The following is a 16635-nucleotide window of genomic DNA, read 5'->3' on the forward strand; positions in this document are numbered from 1 at the left end:
CGCGGGGGTGGGGGCATGACATTCAGCATTGCTGCGGCGCGAGGCAAGATGATCAATCTGCGACTCGCGCGACTGAAGCAGCACGAAGCCGAGGCGGAGCAGTTCGCGATGGTTGCTGACTGGGCCGATGAGTACCGATGGGTGCCTGACGATGGGCCAGTCCTTGAGGGCACGGAGCGGCTGGTCCAGTGGGGTGGCGAGGGAACGTCGCAGGTCGCGGAGTTCTGCAGCCTCGAACTGGCGGCCGGTCTGGGCATGGACGACCTGAGCGCCCGCCTGCTCTTGCGCGATGCGCTGGCAATCCGCTCCCGGTTTCCGTCCGTCTGGCAAGCTGTCGCCGACCTTGACATGCGGGTCTGGCAGGCGCGTGAGGTCTCGGCACTCACTCTCGACCTGACCTTGCTGCAATGTCGCGAGTTGGACGCCGAACTGGATGCTGTCCTCGACACCATGTCCTGGAAGCGGCTTGAGCAACTGATCCGTGCCCGCGTGATGGAGATGAACGGCGAGGCAGCCCAGGACGAGCACGAGCGCAGGCGGAACTCCCGCGGTGTCAGGATCGGCGACTCCCACCTCGGCATCACCGACGTGGACGCCCGACTCGACGCGGCCGATGCAATCTTCCTGAACGCCCAGCTCAACCGATTGGCCGGAATCCTCGGCCAGGGCGGCAACACCGAGACCTTCGAGATCCGACGGGCACTGGCGCTGGGCGTGCTGGCCTCCCCGGCCTGGGCATTGCAGCTGTTACAGGCTTCCCTGCTCGACGAGCTGCCCGAGATCGAGGACGCTGAGTGCCCGAGTCGTGGCCTGCGTGGCCACACCTGCGGTTCGGTGACTGTTCCTGCCGACCAGCTCATGCCCCGCGCTGACCTCGTGGTCCACCTGACCGACGAGACCGTCGGCAGCGGCTGTGGGCTCGCCCGGGTCGAGGGTATCGGGCCGCTGCTGGCGGGGTGGCTGAAGGACCTGCTCGGTCACACCCGAGTGCAGGTCCGCCCCGTCCTCGACCCAGAGCAGTTGGTTCCCTCGGACGCCTACGAGTGCCCGCCGCGAATGCGGGAGTGGGTCACGCTGCGTAACGAGTACGAGGTCTTCCCTTTCTCGAACCGCCGAAGTCGCCGGCTCGACCTCGACCACACCCGGGCGTTCAAACCCGGGGTGAAGGAACAGACCAGACCGGACAACCTCGGGCCGCTGTCCCGAAAGGCGCATCGAGCGAAGACCCATGGCGGTTGGCAGGTCGCCCAGCCTGAGCCGGGCGTCTTCCTCTGGACCTCGCCGCTCGGCTTCCAGTACGTCGTCACACCTTCCGGTACCCAACGCATGGCGGCCGCCGCCTGACACTGCATTGCCGCACCCGCCGCTCACCCCGGCGGGCCATCGACATGCCCAGATGTGGATACGGGAGGCTGTTGACGAAACACTGGCCCGCTGCGTCTTGTCTGGGTGAAGGGGGGTGACGGCGTGGATGACGAAGCCTTCGTCGCGCTGGCCGAGGAATTGCAGCCTCGACTGTCACGTACCGCCTGGGGCCTGTCCGGCGAGGTCGAGCTCGCACGAGACCTCGTGCAGGAAACGCTGGTCCGCGCCTACCAACACCGTTCCCGAGTGGGGCGTGCCCGTTCCCCCGAGGCCTACGTGCGCACCATCCTGCTGAACCTGTGGCGAAGCCAGCTGCGGGGGCGACGCGAGCTCCTCACCTCGCAGGTCCATGATGCGCCACATCGTGATGACCTTCATCTGGAGCGTGCAGCCCTGTTGGAGGCGCTCGCCGGACTCAGCAACCAGCAACGCATGATCGTCGTCCTGCGCCACATCGATGATCTCCCCGTGAAGCAGGTGGCCGACCTCGTCGGCTGCAGCGAGCAAACCGTCACCACCCAGGACGCGCGTGCGCTGGCGCGACTGCGATTGCGCACCGACCTGGCTGACCTCCTGGAGGAGTGAGATGACCAAGACACTGAATGACCTCGTTCCACCCATCGTCCCCGTCGACCTTGATGAGGTGATGCGCGAGGGACGCCGGCGACGCCGCCGGGCAACAGCCATCCAGGGCGGGCTGGCTGCTGCCCTCGCCGTGGTGGTCGGTGGCACCACTGGCTACTGGTGGGTGAATCGGCCCGATGCCGTCCCAGCCACCCCGGCGACATCGCCAGCGGTATCGGGGACGTCGACCTCAGGGGTGGTGTGCCCGACTCCCACGCCTCCTCCCAATGGCGAGAAGACTCTGGCCAGCTACAGCGGACTGCTCTACTGGGGCGGAAGGACCTACTTCTGGGAACAGGGGCAGGAGCCTCCGACGCCCGGTGCCAAATTGGGTGAGGTGACCTGCGACATCGTGGCGATCCAGGACAAGGCTTTTGCCATCTGGCGGGGAAGTTGGCCTGACGGTTCGTCCACGGTGGCCTCACGCGGAGCGCCAATTCACGAGGTCAAGGGGGAGGACCCCAGATGCGAGCTCACCGTGAAGCGGCGCGGCGACTCCCGATGGGTACGGCTGCGAGTCAAGGACTGTTGATGGGCAGTCACGGACGCTCGACCGGCAGCGCACACGCCGCCGAGCCGCCCGGCATCCGGTGACGATTGCCCGCCACCCATCGGTACACCGCCGCCGCGGGACGCCGCATCACCCGCGCACCTAGCACGCGTCCAATCACTCGCAAAGGCAGGGTGCCGGTGAGAAGGATCTCGGCCCAAGCCTGGTGACCCCACGCCACCCGCCCGGTCGACAGCACCACCGGCATCTCCACGATCGCCCGCTCCGGGTCAACACCCAGCGCCAGCAAGTCCTCCGACTGCAGCGAGGACACCCGAATCCGGCAGCCCAGCCGGGGTACCAGCCGCGCACACCGCGAGCAGAAGCCGCAATCCGCATCGTGCAGCATCACCGGCAACGGGGGCAGCTCAGGCACTGGCCAAGGCCTCTTGGTAGCTCGGCTCGTGCTGCTTCAGCCAGCCGATCACCAGCCGGGTCACCGGCACGAAGGCGTACTCCACCAGCGTCTTCCACAGGAAACCGAAGAAGGTGTAGTTGGCCCACTGCCCGAAGCTGGTGATGCCGATCGCACTGGCCGCGATGGTGCAGAAGATGATCGTGTCCAGCGCCTCGCCGACACCGGTCGAACCCATGAGCCGCAGCACCAGCCCGCGCTCGTGCGTGCGGGCCTTGAGGCGGCTCATCACCCAGGCGTTCGAGAGCTGGCCCGCCACGAAGCCGAGCACGCTGGCCAGCACGATCTGCCAGACAGGCCCGGGGGCGCCCTCCAGGGCGGCCTGCTTGGCGACGCCGTAGTCATCGGTGAAGCCGGGGAGCTTGATCATGATCCAGAAACAGACCACCGCGAACAGAGCTGCGCCGAAGCCCATCAGCGTCGCCCGCCGCGCCGCCTTGAAGCCGTAGACCTCGCTGATCACGTCGCCGACGATGTAGGCGATCGGGAACAGGAAGAAACCGCCGTCGGTGATGATCGGGCCGAGGACGACACCCTTGGACGCGCCGATGTTCGACAGCACGATGACCACCGCCATCAGCGCGACGAGGATGTCGAAATGGGACGATCCGCGGCTGGCGTAGGCGGGGGACTGGTGGGGGGCCTCAACGGTCTGGGTCACCGCAGCAGTGTAGGGCCGACACCCGTGCCGAGGCCTCATCAGACCGATCTCAGGGTCAACAGGCCCAGATGCACCCACCCTATGACACCCCTTCGGAGGGCTGAGCAGCGGGGCTTCTTCCACGGTGCCGGGGCGGGTGGCAGAATCTCTGCATGGCACCTGACTTCGAGATCCCGGACCTCGGCAGTGAACGCGAGGTCGACCAGCTCCAGGCGTCCGACACCCTGGTTGACAGGGGCGTCGACGACCTGCTGGACGAGGGGATCATTCCCCCCGACCAGTACTCGCCGTTGCAGGGCTTCGGCAACACTCCTCGTGAGATGCGGGAGGGTGAGACCCTCGAGATGCGCATCAAGCAGGAGCAACCCGACCGTGAGCTCCCCGACCCTGACGCTGACTGGAACCCGCTCCGCGAGCGCCGTGAGGTCGGCGCCAAGCGTGCGGGACGCCTGATCGGCCACGCGGACGGCTACGACAGCCCCGACCACGAGCCGGAGTCCATCGGCCGGGACGTCGGCCTCGACGGTGGCGCAGCCTGCGCTGAGGAAGCGGCGATGCACATCATCGACGACACCCACGTCGACGGCGACGACCCCGAATACTGATCGGCCCGAATACTCCTCAGCGCCTGATCAGTCCTGGGAGACCCGCGCCGGACTGTTCGTGCGGTAGCGCCAGAAGGCCGGCACCAGCGCCACCGCGAGGATCGTCCCCGCCACGACCAGCGCACCGCCCCACATCGTGGTGGGGCCCGCGCCGATGCTGGCTGCGGGGCGTCCATGGATCAGGTCCGCGATGCGCGGCCCGCCGACCACGACCACCAGGAAGACGCCCTGGATGCGTCCGCGCACCTCATCGGTCGCGGCAGTCAGCAGCATCGTCTGCCGGAAACTGGCCGAGGCCATGTCCGCCGCTCCACCCAGCGCGAAGAACAGGACCGCCACCCACAGCCAGGGCCAGATGCGTCCCTGTGCCTGCCAGACAGCGAAGCCCATGCCGACCATGGTCAAGCCCCACACGACGATCGCGACCGTCACGGCCCTGCCCTGGCGCTCGACTCGCGACACCCATCCCGACAGGACGCCACCCAGGAAGGCGCCGGCCGGCATCGCCGCGAACAGCACTGCCAGGCGCCACCCACCCTCGATCGGGCCCCCGAAGTCGACGTCGGCCATCTGCGGGATCAGGATCCGCGGCATGCCGAAGATCATGGCGATCAGGTCCACCACGAAGCTCATCAGGATGATCCGATTCGCCAGCGTGTAGCGCAGACCTTCGGCGATCGAACGCATCCCGACCGAGCGCCTCGCCCCACTGTCGGAGGCCATCGGCGGCATGGGTGGCAGCTTCATCACGGCGTAGAGGGTTGCCAGCAGGAAGAGCCCATCCACGAAGTAGAGCAGCGCAAAGCCCAGCACCGGGATGAGCATGCCCCCAACCAGGGGGCCGGCGATCCCGCCAAAGGTCATCACCGTCGTGTTGAGGGCGTTCGCGGCGGGTAGCAGCTCACGCGGTACCAGGGCGGGCAGGATCGCCATCCGCGCAGGGGAGGTGAGCCCGAAGAAGGCCTGCTGCACGGCGAACAGCCCCAGGATCACCCAGACGTTGTGCCACTCGAAGAAGGCCTGCGCGGCAAAAAGGAACTGCAGCACGATCAGGCCGAGTGTCGAGACGAGCAGCACCAGCCGCCGGTCGAAGGCGTCCGCGATGGCACCGCCCCACAGGCCGAACACGACCAGCGGCACCAGCCCGAACAGTCCGGTCAGCCCGACATAGCCCGAATCCCGCGTGATCGCCCAGATCTGCGCCGGTACCGAGACCACCGTCAGCTGCGCGCCGATCGTGGTGATGATGTAGGCGAACCACAGACGCCGGAAATCGGGGTGCTGGAGTGGCCTGGTGTCGGCGAGAATCGATCGGAGGCGAGCGGGCACCCCGCGAGGCTACCTGCTCGACCCGGCTGTGCGACAGGTCGCATAGAATCGGACGCACACCCAGACACGGAGGACACCCTGAGCACCCGACAATTCGAGATCCCGACCTCGATCCCCATGGTGAACGTCCTTGGCCCGCGCGATGAATTCCTGCGCCTGCTCGAGAAGCAACTGGACGCCAGCATCCACGTTCGCGGCAACATCGTCACCCTCGAGGGCAGCGCGGAGGAGATCAGCTTCGCTGTCGACGTGCTCACCGAGATGGTTACCATCCTGCGCATGGGCCAGGGCCTGACCGCAGAACTGGTCGAGCGCATCGTCTCCATGACCGGCACACCTGAGCAGATCGCCCCCGCCGAGGTGCTGACCCAGAACATCCTTTCGACCCGCGGCAAGTCGATCCGCCCCAAGACGCTGAACCAGAAGCGCTACGTGGACGCCATCGACCTGCACACGGTCGTCTTCGGCATCGGTCCGGCCGGTACCGGCAAGACCTACCTGGCCATGGCGAAGGCCGTCCAGGCCTTGCAGGCCAAGCAGGTCAACCGGATCATCCTCACGCGCCCGGCCATCGAGGCCGGGGAGAAGCTGGGCTTCCTGCCGGGCACGCTGAACGACAAGATCGACCCCTACCTGCGTCCCCTCTATGACGCGCTGCACGACATGGTCGACCCGGAGTCGGTTCCCAAGCTGCTCACCAGCGGCACCATCGAGGTCGCCCCGCTGGCCTACATGCGCGGGCGTACGCTCAACGACGCCTTCATCATCCTCGACGAGGCCCAGAACACCTCGATGGAACAGATGAAGATGTTCCTGACCCGTCTCGGTTTCGGGGCGAAGATGGTGGTCACCGGCGACGTCACCCAGATCGATCTGCCCGGTGGGCAGAAGTCCGGCCTGCGCGAGGTGCAGCGCATCCTCGACGGGCTCGACGACATCGCCTTCTGCCAGCTGACCAACCACGATGTGGTCCGCCACAAGCTGGTCAGTCGCATCGTCCAGGCCTACGACAACTACGAGATCGACGCCACCCCCCGCCCGCACGAACCCCGCGCGCGACGCGGTCAGGAGGGCCACCGATGATCGACATCAACAACGAGTCCGGTGAAGTCGCCGACGAGCAGGGGCTGGTCGCGCTGGCACGGTTCGCGATGGACCAGCTGCGCATCCACCCGCAGTCGGACCTGTCGATCCTGCTGGTCGACGAAGCGACCATGGCGAACTACCACGAGCGGTTCATGGACCTGCCGGGCCCCACGGACGTGATGAGCTTCCCCATGGATGAGCTGCGCAGCCCCGATCCGGACGCCGACCCAGCCCTGGGCATGCTCGGCGACATCGTCATCTGCCCCCAGGTCACCCATCGCCAGGCCGCCGAAAACGGACGCCGCCCTGAGGAGGAAGCCGAGTACCTGCTGATCCACGGTCTGCTGCACCTGCTCGGCCACGACCATGCCGAGCCGGAGGAGAAGGCGGTCATGTTCGGCCTCAACGACAAGATCATTGCTGCCTGGCAGCGCGAGAGGCCAGGTGCCTGACCAGTGACCGTCCAGGAATGGACCCTGCTGGCCATCGCACTGGTCAGCGCCATCCTCGCCAGTCTGTTCGCCGCGGCCGACTCCGCGCTGCAGTCGATGTCCCGCTCCCGCGCCCAACGGCTCGCCGAAGAGGGCAAGCGCGGTGCTGTGCGCGTCCTCCGTATCGCGGAGGACCCCGCCCCCTATGTGAACACCGCGATGTTCATGCGCACGGTCTGTGAGACCACCACGATCGCGCTCACCAGCATGGTCGTCTTCGACCACCTCGACGTCCTGTGGGTGGAGTTGCTGGTGGCGATCGGTGTGCTGGTGATCGTCTCCTTCATCCTGTGGGGGGTCGCCCCCCGCACCCTGGGACGCCAACGAGCCGACGGGGTGGCCCTGTCCCTTGCTGGCCCCCTGGCCGCGCTCAATGCAGTCCTGGGTCCCATCCCCCAGCTGATGATCTTGCTGGGCAATGCGCTCACCCCGGGCCGAGGTTTCGCCGACGGACCGTTCTCGTCGGAGGCCGAACTACGCGAGATGGTCGACATCGCCGAGGCGACCGACCTGATCGAGGCCGGCGAACGGAAGATGATCCACTCGGTCTTCGAGCTGGGCGACACCTTGATCAAGGAGGTCATGGTCCCGCGTACCGATGTGGTGTTCATCAGCTCCGACAAGACCTTGCGCCAGGCCCAGTCGCTGGCGCTGCGCTCCGGATTCAGCCGCATTCCGGTCGTGGGGGCCGACGGTCTCGATGAGGTGCAGGGCATCGTCTACCTCAAGGACATCACCCGCCGCATCTTCGACAACGCCCAGGCCGCCACCTCCGAGACGGTTGGTGAACTGGTGCGTCCGGTGAGCTTCGTGCCTGATTCCAAGCCGGTGGATGAGGTCCTCAAGGAGATGCAGCGCGACCGCAACCACATCGTGCTGGTCGTGGACGAGTTCGGCGGCACCGCAGGACTCGCCACCATCGAGGACATCCTGGAGGAGATCGTCGGCGAGATCGTCGACGAATATGACGCCGAACCCACCCACACCGATGACCTCGGTGAGGGCACCTACCGGATCAGTGCTCGGATGCCGGTGGATGACATGGCTGAACTCTTCGGCAAGCAGGCCGACGATGATGATGTCGAAACCGTCGGAGGCCTGATGGCCAAGCTGCTGTCGGTCGTCCCCATCCCCGGAAGCCAGATCATCTGGGAGGGTCTGGAGATCACCGCCGAGAAGGCCACCGGACGCCGACACCAGATCGACACCTGCCTGGTCCGTCCGGCACCTGAGCTCGACCCCGACGCCGAGGAGACGGCCGATGCAGAATGACGTCCACGACCACCAGGGCCAGCCTGAGGAGGTCCCGTTCCGCTCGGGCTTCGTCTGCTTCGTCGGACGCCCCAATGCCGGCAAGTCGACGCTGACCAACGCGCTGGTGGGGGAGAAGATCGCGATCGCCTCCTCCAAGCCGCAGACCACACGCCACGCCATCCGCGGCGTCGTCACCCGGCCGCACGCCCAGCTGGTGATCATCGACACCCCCGGCCTGCACAAACCGCGCACCCTGCTCGGCGAGCGCCTCAATGACCTGGTTCGCTCCACCTGGGACGAGGTCGACATCATCGGTGTCTGCCTACCCAGCGACCAGCGCATCGGCCCGGGTGACACCTTCCTGGTCCGGGAGATCTCCAAGCTCCGCAAGCGGCCCAAGCTGGTGGCACTGGCCACCAAGACCGACCTGATCAGCAAGGAACGCCTCCGTGAACACCTCCTGGCCATCCACGGCCTCGAGGAGGAACTCGGCATCCGTTGGGAGCACATCGTCCCCTGCAGCGCGGTCAGCAATGACCAGCTCGACGACGTCGAGGACGTCCTGGTCAGCCTGCTGCCGGAAGGGCCGGCCTGGTACCCGGAGGGGCAGATCACCGACGAGCCCACCGAGACGCTGGTGGCAGAACTGATCCGTGAGGCCGCGCTCGAGGGCGTCCGCGATGAGCTGCCGCACTCGATCACGGTCGTGATCGACGAGATGGGCCTGCGCGAGGGACGCCCGGAGGACAAGCCGCTGCTCGACATCTTCGCGTCCATGGTCGTGGAGCGGGACTCGCAGAAGGGCATCGTGATCGGCCACCAGGGCAGCCGCCTCAAGGAGATCGGGACGAACGCGCGGATGCAGATCAGCGCGCTGCTGGGGACCCCGGTGCACCTGGACGTGAAGGTCAAGGTCATGAAGGAATGGCAGCGGGACCCGAAGTTCCTGAATCGCTTGGGCTTCTAACCCTCCGTCGGTCAGGGGCCGGGACGAGCTGGCCCCTGGCCGGAAACGAGTCCTAGACCGGCTCCTCGACCTCCACATACGGCGCCTCCAGCGGCGTCACGTCGGGGCGAAGTCTCCTCAGCACGGGTTGGCGCAGCTGTCCAGCCTCCGGTGCACTGGCGGCGTTGTCGAGGCTGAAGGAGCCGGGCTGGCCGAGGAAGCGGACCTGGATGCAGAGGATGGGCTCGACCCAGTGCGCCCTCTTGAGCTCGGGGCCGGTCGGGCGCGGCACGAACGGGCAGGCGTCCACCTCGATGCTCGTCAGCACGCCGAGCAGTTCGTCGCGCACGGCGCTCGAGAGCCCCGAGCCGGCGCGCGTGATCGGGTAGAGGAGCCCGTCTGTCGGAAAGGACTCCTCGTCGTGCGGATGCCCGATCCACAGGGCGCCGAGGCGTTTCGGGTTATCGGTCTCGGGAACCCAGCCGCCAATCACGCCCACGAACTCCGTGCGGTGGGGGACCTTCAGCCAATTCGTTGACCGCGTGCCGGGCAGGTAGGGGGAGTCGCGGCGCTTGGAGATCACACCCTCCAGGCCCGCATCGAGGGTGACCTGGCTGAGCAGCTCCCCGTCGTCGTACTGCGGAGGGACCTGCCAGGACGAGCCATTGGCCTCCAGCCCCAAGCCCTCCACCAGCTCCCGGCGCTCGCCCAGGGGGAGACGAGTGAGGTCCCGGCTCTCCAGCCGAAGCACGTCGAAGACCATGTACTGCACCGGACGCGCTGCCGCGATCTGGGCGATGCGCTTGGGGTCACGCAGGTGGATCCTGGGCGCAATCGCCTTGAGGTTGGAGGTCCCATCCGGGTTGACCGCCACCACCTCGCCGTCCAGCAGCACGTCCTCGGGCATCCCACCTGCCCAGCCAAGCTCGGGGTAGGCCACGGTCACGTCGATCCCGCGCCGATTCGTCAGACGCAGTTCACCACTACGGACATCTGCCATCAGCCGGATGCCGTCCCACTTGACCTCGTGCACCCACTGCTCCCCGGGGGGAATCCGTCCGGTGGGGGAGTGGGTCGCCAGCATCGGCTCCATGCTCAGCGCTTCTCCAGCACCAACTCGGTGCCACCCGCCTTCAGCCGCATCACGCCCTCAACCACGGACGCCTCCGGCTGGGCCCTGAGCAGCTCCTGCACGACCTGGGCGGTCTGCGCGGCGTCACCTGAGCACGTGTTGCCATCGGTGGCGATGGGTCCGACGAGGAGCTTCCCATCGCGCAATTCCACGCGAGCCTTGATCGGGCCACAGCCGTCGCTGCCCGTGAGCTCCTTGCCCAGGATGTTGAACTCCACCATCTCCACTCGCGGCGCGGCCTGCTGCGAGGTGATCTCCACCGCTCCCCAGGAACCGTCGATGCGCGGCTCGTCCGACGTGCAACCCGCCAACATCAGCACGACCGACAGCAGCACCAGGCCGAGTTTCTTCATGCCCTACAGCTTGTCACAGGTGATGTGCCCGCCGACCATGGTCAACACCGGACGCACCCGGCGCAACTCGGTCTCGTTCACCTCGAAGGGGTTGCGGTCCAGCAGCACGATGTCCGCCTCGGCCCCGACCACCAGTGACTTCACCCCACGGGTGGACGCCAGGAGCGCCTCGGAGACGGTCAGCTTCTGTTCGGCGTGCCAGGCCGCGCGTCGGTCGCCACTGCGCCGGACGGCAGCCTCGATGGCGAGCCAGGGGTCCAGGGAGGCGACGGGGGCATCGGAGCCGAAGGCGAGCTCCACCCCGGCGTCCCGGAGCGAGCGCAGCGGGAAGGCATGCTCACCGCGATCAGCCCACAGCAAGTCCATGGCGTCGCGGTCGTCCAGCAGGTGGGCGGGCTGCACGCTGGCGCGGATGCCCAGGTCAGCCATGCGGGCGACGTCCTGGGGTTGGGCGAGCTGGGCGTGCTCGATGCTGCCGCGGGCCCCGGTCTCGGTGTAGGCCTCGAGGGCCTGGGCGAGAGCGCGGTCCCCGATGGCGTGCACGGCACACTCCAGTCGCGCGGACCGGGCGCGTCCCATCAGCTCGACGAGTTCGGGCAGGTCAACGGTGGCCACACCGTGCTCGTGCGTCCCATAGGGGTCGTGGCACCACGCGGTGCCTGAGCTGAGCGATCCGTCGGAGATGATCTTCAGCGGTCCGACCGCGAACAGGTCAGTGCCCAGCAGGTCACCGCCGTGCAGGCCCTCCTCCTCGAACTGGTCCAGCCACTTCGGGTAGGTCGCGGCACGAACGCACAGCGTCTCGAAGCCCTTGCCGAAGCGGCGGGCCCAGTGGCCGATGTTCCACTCCATCGTGAAGTCGTAGATGCCGACGATCCCGAGCTCGGCGGCCCGGCAGGCGGCATCCGCGACCCACTGGTCGAGCACATCGTCGGAGACCTGCTGCAGGCGACGCTGCAGCGCGAAAGCGGGCTCTTCGCGCAGGACCCCGTCGCACTCGCCGAGATCGAACCGGTCGATGGCGGCGCTGTTGACCCACACCGAGTGCACGTCACCACTGATGAGGACGCAGGGACGCTGCCCGGTCACGGCGTCCAGTGCCTCGGCGGTGGGAGGTGTGGGCCAGGTGGAGTCGCGGAAGCCGAAACCGATCACCACGTCGTCCTGCACCGCATCGACCTTCTCGGCCAGGATCGCCGCCACTTCCACCGCGCTCGACCCGGCCGAAACGTCAATCCATCGCGAGCTGGTGGCCCACTGCGACATGTGGACGTGGGCGTCCCAGAGGCCGGGCATGATCACTGCACCATCGGCATTGATGACACGAGCCCGCTCCGGTGCCATCCGCGTGATCATGCCCCCGGCGATGTGCAGGTCCGTGGGTTCACCGACGATTCCGCTGGTCAGGTCGAGGTGGCGGACATTGGTGATGGTCATCGAGCCGGGCATGGGAACAGTCAATCCCCAATGGCCGCACTGTGGAATTCCCATCCGCACCGTGGACAGGAGTGTAGGTTGTGGGACATGTGTGGTCGGCGGCTCCTTCACTGCCGCAGCGAGGCCCAGTGATCCTGCGGCCCCCTCGCTGCGGAGTTCGACCTGCCCTGCCGCTCCACCACTCCTAGTGAAGGAACACATCATGCCTCGCCCCCAGCCGACCCCCGTGCAGCAGCCCAGCCCGATGCCGTTCGGCCGTTACATCCCCTTCGAGCCGATCTCGCTGCCGGACCGCACCTGGCCCACCAAGCGCATCGAGAAGGCCCCCCGCTGGCTGTCCACCGACCTGCGTGACGGCAACCAGGCCCTGATCGACCCGATGACCCCTGCCCGCAAGCGCCGCATGTTCGACCTGCTGGTGAAGTTGGGCTACAAGGAGATCGAGGTCGGTTTCCCCTCGGCCTCCCAGACCGACTTCGACTTCGTTCGCCACCTGATCGAGGATGACGCCATCCCCGAGGACGTCACCATTTCGGTACTGACCCAGGCCCGTGAGGACCTGATCTCGCGCACCTCGGAGTCCCTGGTCGGTGCCCATCGCGCCACCATCCACATGTACAACGCCACCGCAGAGCTGTTCCGTCGCGTGGTGTTCAAGATGAGCGAGGCCGAGTGCATCGCGCTGGCGACCCAGGGCACCGAACTGGTGATGAAGTACGCCGAGCAGAACCTGGCCGATGTCGAGTTCGGCTACCAGTACAGCCCCGAGATCTTCACCCAGACCCCCACCGAGTTCGCTGTCGAGGTCTGCAACCGGGTCGCCGAGGTCTGGCAGCCCGGCGACGGCCGCGAGATCATCTTCAACCTGCCCGCCACCGTCGAGCGGTCGACCCCGAACACCTACGGCGACCAGATCGAGTACTTCACCCGTCACATCGACAACCGGGAGAACGTGGCCGTCTCCCTGCACCCGCACAACGACCGCGGTACTGCCGTGGCAGCCGCCGAGTTCGGCCAGATGGCCGGCGCCGATCGCGTCGAGGGCTGCCTGTTCGGCCACGGCGAGCGCACCGGCAATGTCGACCTGGTCACCCTGGCGCTGAACCTGTTCAGCCAGGGCATCGATCCGCAGGTCGACCTGTCCGACATCGACGAGGTGCGTCGTACCGTCGAGTACTGCACCGGCCTGCCGGTCCACCCGCGCCACCCCTACGCCGGCGACCTGGTCTACACCGCCTTCTCCGGCTCCCACCAGGACGCGATCAAGAAGGGCCTGGAGGCACTCGAGCGCCAGGCCGAGGCCGAGGGCAAGGGCCTGCACGAGATCGCCTGGGAGGCCCCCTACCTGCCCATCGACCCGCATGACGTCGGACGCACCTACGAGGCCGTGATCCGGGTCAACAGCCAGTCCGGCAAGGGCGGCATGGCCTACATCATGAAGTCCGAGTACAAGATGGACCTGCCCCGCCGCCTGCAGATCGAGTTCAGCCGCGTCGTGCAGTCCCACACCGACAGCCAGGGCGGCGAGATCACCCCGGCCCAGATCTGGGACGCCTTCCAGACCGAGTACCTGGCCGCCACCGAGCCGCTCCAGCTGGTCGCCTCGCGTCAGACAAGCCAGGACGGTCGCTACTCGCTGCAGGCGACCGTGCGCTTCCGTGGTGAGGAACAGACCATCGAGGGTGAGGGCAATGGCCCGCTGTCAGCGTTCGTGGACGCCCTGGGCAACCTGGGCATCCAGGTTCGCGTCCTGGACTACTCCGAGCACGCCCTCACCGCAGGCGGTGACGCCCAGGCTGCGGCCTACGTCGAGGCCGAGGTCGGCGAGGGCGACGACACCCAGGTGCTCTGGGGCGTGGGAGTCGACCACGACATCCTGACCGCGTCCCTGAAGGCCGTGGTGGCTGCGGTCAACCGCGCGGGCTGAACGTCAGCGTCCGATCGCCGCGGCTCAGCTCCAGCTTGGAGCCATTGCGGCGGTAGGTCGGGTTGCCAATCATGACTGAGACGTAGCGTTCGGCTGCCTCTGCCTTCGGACCGAGGCAGCCGGCCGCGGTGGACTGGACCTCGCTGACCACGAGGCGTCCGTCCTTGAGCTCATAGTGGCCCTCGTAGGTATTGCAGCCGTCGTACCAGCTGATCCGGGAGTCCTCGGTCTTGAGCGTGGCCCCCTCCGGCAGGTCGGCGGCAGGGCTGGCCAGCTGCCAGTTGCCTTTGACCCCTGAGGAGTCGGTGCAGGACGCCAGGGTGAGGGCGAGTAGAAGAGTCCCCACAAGCTTGACGGAACTGGATCTGCTGAGCATCTTCGGGTCCTCCTGTGGATCTGGGAGCGCCGTTGCTCCACACTGTTACGGTACGCCTCACATGGACAGGCGCTCAACAGGCCAGGCCATGGAAATGTGGGCTGTGCGCGGGCTTCGTCTAGCGGGTGACCTCGTTGGGAACCGCCCCGCCGAAGCGCCGGTCGCGCGAGACATAGGTCTCGATGGCCCGCCAGAGGTCGCGGCGGTCGAAATCGGGCCACAGCCGGTCCAGGAATACCATCTCGGCATAAGCGGCCTGCCAGACCAGGAAGTTGGACGTGCGCTGCTCGCCCGAAGACCGCAGGAACAGGTCCACGTCGGGGACATCGGGGTGGTACAGGTACTTCGCGAAGGTCTCCTCGGTGACCTTCTTCGGGTCCAGCCTGCCTTCCCGGGCGGCCTGGGCGATGCGGGCGGCCGCGTCGGCGATCTCGGCGCGTCCGCCGTAGTTCATGCAGAACTGCAGGGTGAGGGTGGTGTTGCCACGCGAGTACTCCTCGGCGTCCACCAACTGCTTGGTGACACCGGGCCAGAGCTTCGGCGGACGCCCAGCCCACACGATGCGCACGCCCATGTCGCCCAGCTCATTGCGGCGCCGACGAATGACGTCGCGGTTGAAGTTCATCAACCAGGCGACCTCGTCCGGCGAGCGCTTCCAGTTCTCGGTGGAGAAGGCATAGGCGGAGACGTACTCCACGCCGATCTCGATGGCTCCGGCCAGGACATCCATGAGGGAGGCCTCGCCGCGAGCATGGCCCTCGGTGCGCTTCAGTCCGCGCTGCTTGGCCCAGCGGCCATTGCCGTCCATCACGATCGCGACATGGCGGGGAATGGCCTCGCGGGGCAGCTGCGGCGGACGGGCGCCACTGGGGTGCGGAGGTGGCGGAACGGGCGTCACGGGGAGGTCCTCCTCAGGGCTTGAGCAGCGAGGCGAGCACGGGGTTCCCGGCGAGGGCGGCGCCACCGGTCGCCTTCGTCACCAGCGTGGGCAGGAGGAAGACCCCGGGCACGGAGCGCACCTCATTGCGATAGCTGGTCTTGGGGTTGTAGGCGATGGACCGGCCCTCCTGCATCGCTGCCACGACCTTGGCCAACCGCGAGGCGAGCGGGGCGGGGTCCCGGTAGATGGTGCTGAACTGGGTTCCCGCAGCGACTGCTTTCACCCCGTCGACGGTGGCGCCCGAGCCGAGCAGCAGGGGTACTTTCCTCTTCAGCTTGCGGCAGGTCGCCTCGACGGTGCTGCGGTACGCATCGCCCGGCATTACCAGGGCATCCAGCGTGTGCCGGGGGTAGGTCACCTCGAAGGTGGTGGTGAGGCGCTGCACGAACGCCTCGTGACTGCCCGGGGCCACGGCTGCGGTCTGGAAGGAGGTCTGCCCGGACTTCACGATCAGGCTGCCCTCCTTGGACAGGGCCTTCATCGCGAACGCTTCACCATCGAACCGGCCCTTGGCTCGCAGGTCTTCGGGTGCGCCGGCGAACAGTTCGATGTGGTGGGGGGGACGCTCGGAGGTGCGCCGGGCCATTTCCTTCGCGACGGCCGCGATCTCCTTCTCCCCGGCGCTGAACTCGTCCCAGCCTAGGACCAGGGCCAGCCCCTGGTGGGACTGGGGGATCGCGTCGAGGGCGATGATCTGGACCCCGTCGTCGGCCGCCTTCTTGATCGCTTTGCCGATCGCCTGGGTGTCGATGGACTGCAGGACCACCAGGCCGATGCCGCGGTCAGCGGCCGTCTGCAGCTGCTTCGCCTGGTCGGCATGGGCGCGGTGGCTGGTGACTGCCGCGTCGGGGAGCGCCTTGGCGACCAGTTCGGCCATCGGGGTAGTGCCGGGGGGCTGGGTCGCGGTGGCGTCCAACAGCACCTCGACGGTCGCGGCGCGGGGGGAGACGTTCGTGCTGGCCGTGGTGGTTCGTGGCTCTCCGCACGCGGCCAGCAGGCCGACGGAAACCGCCCCCACCAGCACCTGTCGGCGGGTGGGGGCGGCTGTCGTCATGACGGAAATGGTACCGCCACGAAGGCGATGTGGATCAGCCCTTGGTCAGCGGGGCGACGACTCGTGGCGCTTGGGACTCATGCTGGACAT

General features: G+C 67.3%; 18 protein-coding genes. 9 read left to right on the top strand and 9 right to left on the bottom strand.

Annotation, left to right across the window (positions count from 1 at the left end; translation table 11 throughout):
- Positions 1-15 precede the first annotated feature (15 nt).
- The 3 genes from M3G03_RS06860 to M3G03_RS06870 all read left to right on the top strand — a co-directional run bounded on the left by M3G03_RS06860 (position 16) and on the right by M3G03_RS06870 (position 2521).
- Complete coding sequence (locus tag M3G03_RS06860; RefSeq protein WP_259808945.1) at positions 16-1344, top strand: DUF222 domain-containing protein; 1329 nt, start codon at positions 16-18, stop codon at positions 1342-1344.
- A 123-nt stretch (positions 1345-1467) separates the two neighbouring features.
- Positions 1468-1950, top strand: coding sequence for a sigma-70 family RNA polymerase sigma factor (locus M3G03_RS06865; RefSeq protein WP_259808946.1), 483 nt, complete (start codon positions 1468-1470; stop codon positions 1948-1950).
- A 1-nt stretch (position 1951) separates the two neighbouring features.
- Complete coding sequence (locus M3G03_RS06870) at positions 1952-2521, top strand: hypothetical protein (RefSeq protein ID WP_259808947.1); 570 nt, start codon at positions 1952-1954, stop codon at positions 2519-2521.
- 7 nt (positions 2522-2528) lie between these two features.
- On the opposite strand, the gene M3G03_RS06875 is transcribed toward M3G03_RS06870, so the two are convergent.
- Positions 2529-2915, bottom strand: a complete 387-nt coding sequence (locus M3G03_RS06875) for a thiol-disulfide oxidoreductase DCC family protein (protein ID WP_259808948.1) — start codon at positions 2913-2915, stop codon at positions 2529-2531.
- Positions 2908-3615, bottom strand: coding sequence for a queuosine precursor transporter (locus M3G03_RS06880; RefSeq protein ID WP_259808949.1), 708 nt, complete (start codon positions 3613-3615; stop codon positions 2908-2910). The genes M3G03_RS06875 and M3G03_RS06880 overlap by 8 nt, the downstream gene beginning before the upstream one ends.
- 152 nt (positions 3616-3767) lie before the next feature.
- On the opposite strand from M3G03_RS06880, the gene M3G03_RS06885 reads away from it, so the two are divergent.
- Entirely contained in the window at positions 3768-4220 is a 453-nt protein-coding gene (locus M3G03_RS06885) for a DUF5709 domain-containing protein (protein WP_259808950.1), read from the top strand.
- 27 nt (positions 4221-4247) lie between these two features.
- On the opposite strand, the gene M3G03_RS06890 is transcribed toward M3G03_RS06885, so the two are convergent.
- On the bottom strand, positions 4248-5549 hold the full coding sequence (locus M3G03_RS06890) for an MFS transporter (protein WP_259808951.1): 1302 nt from the start codon (positions 5547-5549) through the stop codon (positions 4248-4250).
- A gap of 117 nt (positions 5550-5666) precedes the next feature.
- Between M3G03_RS06890 and M3G03_RS06895 the strand changes: the two genes are divergently transcribed.
- Genes M3G03_RS06895 through era form a run of 4 tightly spaced genes read left to right on the top strand, consistent with a single transcriptional unit; the run spans position 5667 to position 9347 of the window.
- A complete protein-coding gene (locus M3G03_RS06895) occupies positions 5667-6632 on the top strand; it encodes a PhoH family protein (protein WP_259808952.1) in 966 nt (321 codons plus the stop codon).
- Complete coding sequence (gene ybeY / locus M3G03_RS06900) at positions 6629-7087, top strand: rRNA maturation RNase YbeY (protein ID WP_259808953.1); 459 nt, start codon at positions 6629-6631, stop codon at positions 7085-7087. The genes M3G03_RS06895 and ybeY overlap by 4 nt, the downstream gene beginning before the upstream one ends.
- 3 nt (positions 7088-7090) lie before the next feature.
- On the top strand, positions 7091-8398 hold the full coding sequence (locus M3G03_RS06905) for a hemolysin family protein (protein ID WP_259808954.1): 1308 nt from the start codon (positions 7091-7093) through the stop codon (positions 8396-8398).
- The gene (gene era / locus M3G03_RS06910; protein WP_259808955.1) at positions 8388-9347 is read left to right on the top strand and encodes a GTPase Era; all 960 of its coding nucleotides are present in this window, start codon (positions 8388-8390) and stop codon (positions 9345-9347) included. The genes M3G03_RS06905 and era overlap by 11 nt, the downstream gene beginning before the upstream one ends.
- Before the next feature lie 52 nt (positions 9348-9399).
- Here era and M3G03_RS06915 read toward each other — a convergent pair whose 3' ends face one another.
- From M3G03_RS06915 to M3G03_RS06925, 3 genes are read right to left on the bottom strand one after another with little or no spacing between them, the layout of a single operon-like run.
- Positions 9400-10419 carry a DNA ligase gene (locus M3G03_RS06915; RefSeq protein WP_259808956.1) on the bottom strand — a complete coding sequence of 340 codons (1020 nt, stop codon included), beginning with the start codon at positions 10417-10419 and terminating at the stop codon, positions 9400-9402.
- A 2-nt stretch (positions 10420-10421) separates the two neighbouring features.
- Entirely contained in the window at positions 10422-10811 is a 390-nt protein-coding gene (locus M3G03_RS06920) for an META domain-containing protein (RefSeq protein WP_259808957.1), read from the bottom strand.
- Between the two features lie 3 nt (positions 10812-10814).
- Complete coding sequence (locus M3G03_RS06925) at positions 10815-12260, bottom strand: amidohydrolase (RefSeq protein ID WP_259808958.1); 1446 nt, start codon at positions 12258-12260, stop codon at positions 10815-10817.
- 190 nt (positions 12261-12450) lie between these two features.
- Here M3G03_RS06925 and leuA point away from each other — a divergent pair, with 190 nt between their 5' ends.
- The gene (leuA, locus tag M3G03_RS06930; protein WP_259808959.1) at positions 12451-14175 is read left to right on the top strand and encodes a 2-isopropylmalate synthase; all 1725 of its coding nucleotides are present in this window, start codon (positions 12451-12453) and stop codon (positions 14173-14175) included.
- Here the strand turns inward: leuA and M3G03_RS06935 are convergent.
- The 3 genes from M3G03_RS06935 to M3G03_RS06945 all read right to left on the bottom strand — a co-directional run bounded on the left by M3G03_RS06935 (position 14159) and on the right by M3G03_RS06945 (position 16545).
- Positions 14159-14551, bottom strand: coding sequence for an META domain-containing protein (locus M3G03_RS06935; protein WP_259808960.1), 393 nt, complete (start codon positions 14549-14551; stop codon positions 14159-14161). The two genes, leuA and M3G03_RS06935, sit on opposite strands and share 17 nt — an antisense overlap.
- Positions 14552-14669: 118 nt before the next feature.
- Positions 14670-15449 (bottom strand): isoprenyl transferase, encoded by a 780-nt coding sequence (locus M3G03_RS06940; protein ID WP_259808961.1) that lies wholly within the window; start codon positions 15447-15449, stop codon positions 14670-14672.
- 13 nt (positions 15450-15462) lie between these two features.
- Positions 15463-16545: a substrate-binding domain-containing protein gene (locus tag M3G03_RS06945; RefSeq protein ID WP_259808962.1), complete on the bottom strand. Its 1083-nt coding sequence runs from the start codon at positions 16543-16545 to the stop codon at positions 15463-15465.
- Positions 16546-16635: the final 90 nt, after the last annotated feature.

Source organism: Aestuariimicrobium sp. p3-SID1156 (assembly GCF_025144225.1).
In the GTDB taxonomy this organism is placed as follows: Bacteria; Actinomycetota; Actinomycetes; order Propionibacteriales; family Propionibacteriaceae; genus Aestuariimicrobium.

What these genes read in the sequence shown, in the direction of transcription:
- ybeY (WP_259808953.1), top strand. Translation starts at nt 6,629, where the DNA reads ATGATCGACATCAACAACGAGTCCGGTGAAGTCGCCGACGAGCAGGGG.
- M3G03_RS06860 (WP_259808945.1), top strand. Translation starts at nt 16, where the DNA reads ATGACATTCAGCATTGCTGCGGCGCGAGGCAAGATGATCAATCTGCGA.
- M3G03_RS06920 (WP_259808957.1), bottom strand. Translation starts at nt 10,811, where the DNA reads ATGAAGAAACTCGGCCTGGTGCTGCTGTCGGTCGTGCTGATGTTGGCG.
- leuA (WP_259808959.1), top strand. Translation starts at nt 12,451, where the DNA reads ATGCCTCGCCCCCAGCCGACCCCCGTGCAGCAGCCCAGCCCGATGCCG.
- M3G03_RS06935 (WP_259808960.1), bottom strand. Translation starts at nt 14,551, where the DNA reads ATGCTCAGCAGATCCAGTTCCGTCAAGCTTGTGGGGACTCTTCTACTC.
- M3G03_RS06945 (WP_259808962.1), bottom strand. Translation starts at nt 16,545, where the DNA reads ATGACGACAGCCGCCCCCACCCGCCGACAGGTGCTGGTGGGGGCGGTT.
- M3G03_RS06870 (WP_259808947.1), top strand. Translation starts at nt 1,952, where the DNA reads ATGACCAAGACACTGAATGACCTCGTTCCACCCATCGTCCCCGTCGAC.
- era (WP_259808955.1), top strand. Translation starts at nt 8,388, where the DNA reads ATGCAGAATGACGTCCACGACCACCAGGGCCAGCCTGAGGAGGTCCCG.
- M3G03_RS06895 (WP_259808952.1), top strand. Translation starts at nt 5,667, where the DNA reads ATGGTGAACGTCCTTGGCCCGCGCGATGAATTCCTGCGCCTGCTCGAG.
- M3G03_RS06885 (WP_259808950.1), top strand. Translation starts at nt 3,768, where the DNA reads ATGGCACCTGACTTCGAGATCCCGGACCTCGGCAGTGAACGCGAGGTC.
- M3G03_RS06925 (WP_259808958.1), bottom strand. Translation starts at nt 12,260, where the DNA reads ATGCCCGGCTCGATGACCATCACCAATGTCCGCCACCTCGACCTGACC.
- M3G03_RS06915 (WP_259808956.1), bottom strand. Translation starts at nt 10,419, where the DNA reads ATGGAGCCGATGCTGGCGACCCACTCCCCCACCGGACGGATTCCCCCC.